7 protein-coding genes and 1 pseudogene are annotated in these 6243 nt (G+C 59.9%); 3 read left to right on the top strand and 5 right to left on the bottom strand.

Going from position 1 to position 6243, the window contains the following annotated elements:
- A pseudogene (locus P792_RS30870) lies at positions 1 to 628 on the bottom strand (beta-eliminating lyase-related protein); the annotation flags it as partial.
- 123 nt (positions 629 to 751) lie between these two features.
- Between P792_RS30870 and P792_RS30865 the strand changes: the two are divergent.
- The 3 genes from P792_RS30865 to P792_RS30855 are packed head-to-tail and all read left to right on the top strand — an operon-like array spanning position 752 to position 3581.
- Entirely contained in the window at positions 752 to 2215 is a 1464-nt protein-coding gene (locus tag P792_RS30865) for an APC family permease (protein WP_023979219.1), read from the top strand.
- Entirely contained in the window at positions 2212 to 3210 is a 999-nt protein-coding gene (gene hemB, locus P792_RS30860; RefSeq protein ID WP_023979218.1) for a porphobilinogen synthase, read from the top strand. The genes P792_RS30865 and hemB overlap by 4 nt, the downstream gene beginning before the upstream one ends.
- 44 nt (positions 3211 to 3254) lie before the next feature.
- A complete protein-coding gene (locus P792_RS30855) occupies positions 3255 to 3581 on the top strand; it encodes a YraN family protein (protein ID WP_023979217.1) in 327 nt (108 codons plus the stop codon).
- A 256-nt stretch (positions 3582 to 3837) separates the two neighbouring features.
- Here P792_RS30855 and P792_RS38010 read toward each other — a convergent pair whose 3' ends face one another.
- From P792_RS38010 to P792_RS38895, 4 genes are all read right to left on the bottom strand, one after another.
- Positions 3838 to 4146: a hypothetical protein gene (locus tag P792_RS38010; RefSeq protein WP_081866649.1), complete on the bottom strand. Its 309-nt coding sequence runs from the start codon at positions 4144 to 4146 to the stop codon at positions 3838 to 3840.
- A 165-nt stretch (positions 4147 to 4311) separates the two neighbouring features.
- A complete protein-coding gene (gene grxD / locus P792_RS30845; RefSeq protein ID WP_023979215.1) occupies positions 4312 to 4647 on the bottom strand; it encodes a Grx4 family monothiol glutaredoxin in 336 nt (111 codons plus the stop codon).
- Positions 4648 to 4719: 72 nt separating this feature from the next.
- On the bottom strand, positions 4720 to 4950 hold the full coding sequence (locus P792_RS30840) for a BolA family protein (protein ID WP_031241086.1): 231 nt from the start codon (positions 4948 to 4950) through the stop codon (positions 4720 to 4722).
- Between the two features lie 3 nt (positions 4951 to 4953).
- Positions 4954 to 6243, bottom strand: a 1290-nt coding sequence (locus P792_RS38895) for an AIR synthase-related protein (RefSeq protein ID WP_023979213.1), incomplete at its 5' end; no start/stop codon positions are given.

The following is a 6243-nucleotide window of genomic DNA, read 5'->3' as shown; positions in this document are numbered from 1 at the left end:
CCATCAGATAGGCACCCACCTCGTCCGCAATGCGACGGAAGCGTGCGAAATCGATATGACGGGGATAAGCCGAGCCACCTGCGACAATGATCGTCGGCTTGTGCTCACGTGCAAGGCGCTCCATTTCCTCGTAGTCGAGGGTTCCGTCCTCGGCACGCACACCGTACTGCACCGCGTTGAACCACTTCCCCGAGTAGTTCGGCGCGGCACCATGCGTCAGGTGTCCACCAGCGGCGAGGCTCATGCCCAGCACGGTGTCACCCGGCTTGCCGAGCGCCATGAAGGCGGCCTGATTGGCGTTCGCGCCAGAATGGGGCTGCACGTTGGCAAACTCGACGCCAAACAGCGCCTTGATACGCTCGATCGCCAGATTTTCCACGCGGTCGACATCGACACACCCGCCGTAATACCGCTTGCCGGGCACTCCTTCGGCGTATTTGTTGGTCAGGACCGAGCCCTGCGCCTCAAGAACGGCGAAAGAGGTGATGTTCTCGGATGCGATCAGTTCAATGCCATCCTGCTGACGGATCAGTTCGGCGTTGATGATTTCTGCCACCTCGGGGTCTGCTTCATTCAGACCGCGATGATAGAAATCGTGCTGGGGGGACATGTTCTCGCGAGTAGTCATTCTTTTCTCTCCCGGAGGGGGCGCACAGACGCGGAAAATGGCGTATCACGATGGGCAATATCCCAGATTTCCCCCCGCCGCCAACCCGTTTAGCGCGGGAGAGTTGTTTTAGAGGAAGACTGAATGGCCCAGCCCCTCGCCGCCCTGTGGCGGCGCAAACCGATTGACGTGGCAACCGACGAAAAAGGCGAACACGGGCTGCACCGCGTTATCGGACCGTTTTCACTGATTGCCCTTGGGGTGGGCACGACCGTCGGGGCTGGCCTGTTTTCATTGACAGGCATTGCTGCGGCCCAGAATGCGGGGCCAGCAGTCATACTTGCTTTCGTGGTGGCCGCTATTGCCTGCGGGTTTGCTGCCTTCTGTTATGCCGAACTGGCCAGCATGATCCCCTCTGCCGGCTCGGCCTATTCCTACAGCTATGCGGTGCTTGGCGAGCTGGTCGCGTGGGTTATCGGTTGGGATCTTGTGCTGGAATACACCGTAGGGGCAGCGGCCGTAGCCTCGAGCTGGTCAAGCTATCTGGCCTCGATTCTGGGCCAGTGGAACCTGCATCCGGACCCGCGCTGGATGGCATCCCCCATGAGCATGGTGAAGCTGCCGGATGGCAGCATGGCTCATGGCTGGATCAACCTTCCCGCCATGGCCGCAATCGTGTTCATCGTCATGCTTCTGCTGCGCGGCATTTCCGAGTCCACGCGCATCAATGCTGTGGTCGTGGTGCTCAAGCTCGGAGTGGTCGGCGCCTTCATCATATTCTGCTCGCCCTTCATCAAGCCCGAGCATTTCACCCCTTTCATTCCGCCCAACACAGGCGAATTCGGTCATTTTGGCGTCTCGGGCATCATGCGGGCTGCTGGCATGATCTTCTTTGCCTATCTGGGCTTCGACATCATCGCCACCACCGCGCAGGAGGCCCGTAATCCAGAACGAACCATGCCTATCGGCATATTGGGCAGCCTGCTCATTTGCACCATCATCTATATCGCCTTCGCCTTCGTGCTGACCGGTGTCGTTGATTATCGCCAGCTCGAGGGCGATGGCAGCCCTGTGGCCACCGCCATCGATATCACCCATCTGTTCTGGCTGCAGGGCGCTCTCAAGTTCAGCATCCTGTTTGGCTATATCTCGGTGCTGATGGGGCTCATGATGGGTCAGGTGCGCGTGTTCTACGCCATGTCGCATGATGGCCTGCTACCGGCGATATTTGGCCGCCTCAGCCCACGCACGCGGGCACCATCCGTGTCTCACCTGATCTTTCTCGTGGTGACCTGCCTGCTGGCAGGGCTGGTGCCGATCTCCGTGCTCGGCAACATGACCTCAATCGGCACCCTGCTCGCCTTCGTGCTGGTCTGTGTGGGTGTCCTGATCCTGCGCATTCGTGAGCCAAACCGCCCCCGCGCGTTTCGCGCACCTGGCGGGCTGTTCACCCCGGTCTGCGGTATCCTGAGCTGCCTCGCGGTCATGGTGTCGCTGGATGCGCTCACCTGGCTACGCATGGTGGTCTGGCTGATCGCCGGACTGGTCGTTTATGCGCTTTATGGTATCAAAAAGAGCAAGCTTACTGCCGAGGGAACAACGCGATGATCACCGGATCCTTTCCACTCAGCCGTCCAAGACGTAACCGTTTCGACGGTTTCACGCGCCGCCTTGTGGCCGAAACGACGCTGACGATCGACAATCTGATCTGGCCGATCTTCGTCTGTGATGGCAAAGGGCAGCGCAGCAGTGTCGCCTCCATGCCGGGCGTCGAACGCGTGAGCGTGGATCTGCTTGAGGCTCATCTGGCCGAGGCCATCGGTCTCGGTATCCCCGCCGTAGCCCTCTTTCCGATCACCCCGACAGACATCAGGGATGCGACGGGCCGTGAGGCCACCAATCCGGACAATCTGATCTGCAAGGCAGCGCGTGAAATCAAGCGCCTGTATCCTGACCTTGGGCTGATCGGTGATGTGGCGCTCGACCCCTACACCGATCATGGCCATGACGGTCTTATCGAGGGCAATTACGTCGTCAATGACGCATCGGTAGAGATTCTGGCGCTACAGGCCATCAATCAGGCCGCAGCCGGGATCGACATCATTGCCCCGTCTGACATGATGGATGGACGCATTGGCGCGATACGCACGGCCCTGGACAAGGCGGGGCACGACAACGTGCGCGTCATGTCCTATGCGGCCAAATATGCCTCTGCCTTCTATGGCCCGTTCCGTGACGCTCTGGGGTCCGGGGGGCTGCTCAAAGGCGACAAGAAGACCTATCAGATGGACCCTTCCAATTCCGATGAAGCGCTGCGCGAGGTCGCGCTCGACATCCAGGAAGGCGCAGATATGGTCATGGTCAAACCCGGCATGCCCTATCTGGACATCATTCACCGGGTGCGCGAAACCTTCGCCGTTCCGACGTTCGCGTATCAGGTGTCGGGCGAATACGCGATGCTGATGGCGGCTATCCAGAATGGCTGGCTCGACCGCGATCGCGCCATACTTGAGAGCCTGCTTGCGTTCAGGCGTGCCGGTTGTAATGGCGTCCTCACCTATTTTGCTGTCGAGGCTGCAAGGTTGCTCCGCAGCAGACTGTGACGACCGCGCGCCAAAGGCGCGGCAGCAGGGCTTTCGCCGCCGGAATGGCGGCAGAGGCTCATGCGCGCGAAACGCTCGAAAATGCGGGCTTCGTGCTTCTTGCCGAGCGATGCCGCACCCCATATGGCGAGATCGATCTCATAGCGGCGAATGACAGTCTCATCCTGTTCGTTGAGGTCAAGCAGCGCCGCACACTGGATGAGGCCGCCTACGCCCTTAGGCTCCCCCAACAGCGCCGTCTTCTGGCCGCTGCGGAGTATCTTCTTCAGACACAGCCGTCATGGCAACGCGAAAACACCCGGTGTGACCTCATGATATATGACGTCGCTGGGGATGTGGCATGGATCGAGGATATTCTGAGGGACGGTTAGACCAACCGTCGAACAGCGCTGTTGCCCCTGCCCCGGACCGGCCTTGGATCAGAGACAGAGCCCCTCAAGAAGGGATCGACCGCAGTTGCGCAGCATGGCGGTCGAGTATGGTCGTCGGGAGATGCTGGCATAACGGTCTGATTGACTGCCGAAATTCAATAGCGCTGACCGGCACCAATAAATGCCTTGCCGGGGAGATCAGATATCACCCGCGCAGGAAGGCCGTTTTGGCGGGGCGCAGTAGCGCCCCAGTCGATCAGCCGTGACGGCGGGCGTGATGCTTGCTGTTTACCGGTGCCTTGGCGTGATAAACCACGGTGTGGACAAGGGCGCGACGCGACTGCGCTGATACGTGACGGGCGGCCACCTGATGAACGGCTGCGCCGTGGTGATGCGTGTAGGTGGTGACTGGGCGGTGATAGACGGGCGTAGCGGTCAGCGCATCAAGCGTCAGCTTGGAGGCTTCCCAATCAGTGATCTCTCTTGCGCTTGCACCATGAGAGGCAAAGGCTGCCCCAACGGCGACGACTGAAGCTGCAAGTTTAAGACCCGATAGACGCCGCATTTTTTCTTCCCTCTGAATGACTTCCGCCACGTTAGTCAGGACTGCGAAAGTACAACAAGAGGCCTCGGGAAGAATTTTTTACAAGAATATTTACCGTTGCAATACTGCCACAGTTTAAGACGAAACCGTGGCAGTGCGCAGAGTTTATGGCTTAATCAAGGCAGATCAGGACACCTTTTTGGCGATCTGCTTTTCTTCCAGCAGAGACTCCAGTTCGCCGCTCTGGAACATGTCGGTCACGATATCGCAGCCGCCGATGAACTCACCCTTGATGTAAAGCTGCGGCACTGTCGGCCACTGCGAAAAGTCCTTGATGCCCTGGCGCAGTTCCGGGCTGGCAAGCACATTGGCCGTCTCGAAATCGACGCCCATGTGCCCGAGGATCTGCACGACGCGTGCGGAAAAGCCGCATTGAGGGAACAGCTTGTCACCCTTCATGAAAAGCATGACGGGATTGTTGTCGATAAGCTGCTGAATCTGCTGGAAAGTAGCTTCGGCCATGGATCGCTCCTGTGCGCGAGATGCGCGTTGGGTCAATAATCGCTTAATTATAGACCCAACTGGTCTCGATTGTCAGGGGGTTTGTGTTTTGAGGGCCAGAGCGTGCAGCTCTGTCCCCATACGACCACCAAACGCGTCATAGACGAGCTTGTGCTGGCGCACCCGTGGCAGCCCCGCAAAAGCGGTACTGGTCACGGTTGCAGCATAATGGTCCCCGTCACCCGCGAGATCATGAATCTCGATCACGGCATCAGGCAGGGCAGCCTTGATGGTGCGCTCGATTTCTTCGGCGCTCATTGGCATGGCTCAGCGCTCCATCAGCTTGGGGAAGAACTCGGCATTGACCTTGCGCATACGCTCGGCCGACAGGCTCATACCGTCGGTCAGAACCAGTGAATCACCCCCTGAACGTCCGAGATGGCGCACTGGCACATGAGCCTTTTCAGCTGCGTCGATCAGCGCGGTAGCATGCTTGGTGGCCACCACATAGCAGGCCTGGTCTTCGCCGAAATAGTAGGCATGGAGGCTCGTGCCGTGATGCGGCTTGTCAAGATGGCAGCCTACGCCGCTCGCCATGACCATCTCCGCCACGGCCACAAGCAATCCGCCATCGGCGATGTCGTGGCAGGCCTCGATGCGCCCTTCCCCGATCATCTTGCGCACGAAGTCACCGTTGCGACGCTCGGCGTGAAGATCGATGATCGGCGGGGCGCCATCTTCGCGATGGCAGATCTCACGCAGCCAGAGCGACTGGCCGAGCTCACCACGGATCTCACCGATCAGCACGAGCTCGCACTGCTCAGGCATGCCAAGACCAATCGCCTTGGTTACATCGTCGATCACACCGATAGCGCCAATGGCCGGCGTCGGCAGGATCGGCTGGCTCAGACCGCTAGGATGGCTCGTCTGGTTGTATAGCGACACATTTCCGCTCACGACCGGGAAATCCAGCGCACGGCAGGCCTCACCCATGCCTTTGATGGCATCGGCGAACTGACCCATGATCTCCGGCTTTTCGGGATTGCCGAAGTTCAGGTTATCGGTCACGGCCAGCGGCAGGGCACCCGTTGCCGTAATATTGCGCCAGGCTTCCGCAACGGCCTGAGCCCCACCCGCATGCGGGTCAGCCTGACAATAGCGCGGCGTGCAATCGGTCGTCATGGCAAGACCGCGCTTCGTGCCTTCAACGCGAACGATGGCAGCATCGGCCGCACCGGGGCGACGGGCCGTCTGTCCCCCCACGCCGCTGTCATACTGGTTCCAGACCCAGGCGCGCGAGGCGAGATCCGGGCAGGCCAACAGGGTCAGCAGCGCATGTTCGACACCCGCAGGATCGGCCACTGTGCCCAGACGCGCCGGCTTTGCAGCGTGCGTCATGGGACGATGGTAGAGCGGTGCCTCATCAGCCAGTGGCGCAAGCGGAATATCCGCCTCCGTCTTGCCAAGATGCTTGACCGTGATATGCGCCGTATCGGTCAGCACGCCGACGATCGCGAAATCGAGGTCCCATTTCTCGAAGATGGCGCGAGCTACGTCAGTGCGCTCAGGCTTGAGCACCATGAGCATACGCTCCTGGCTCTCCGACAGCATCATTTC

Source organism: Asaia sp. SF2.1 (assembly GCF_000505765.1).
GTDB lineage: Bacteria > Pseudomonadota > Alphaproteobacteria > Acetobacterales > Acetobacteraceae > Asaia > Asaia bogorensis.
The sequence above is the reverse complement of the archived record's forward strand: the minus strand, read 5'-3'. Positions and strand labels throughout refer to the sequence as shown.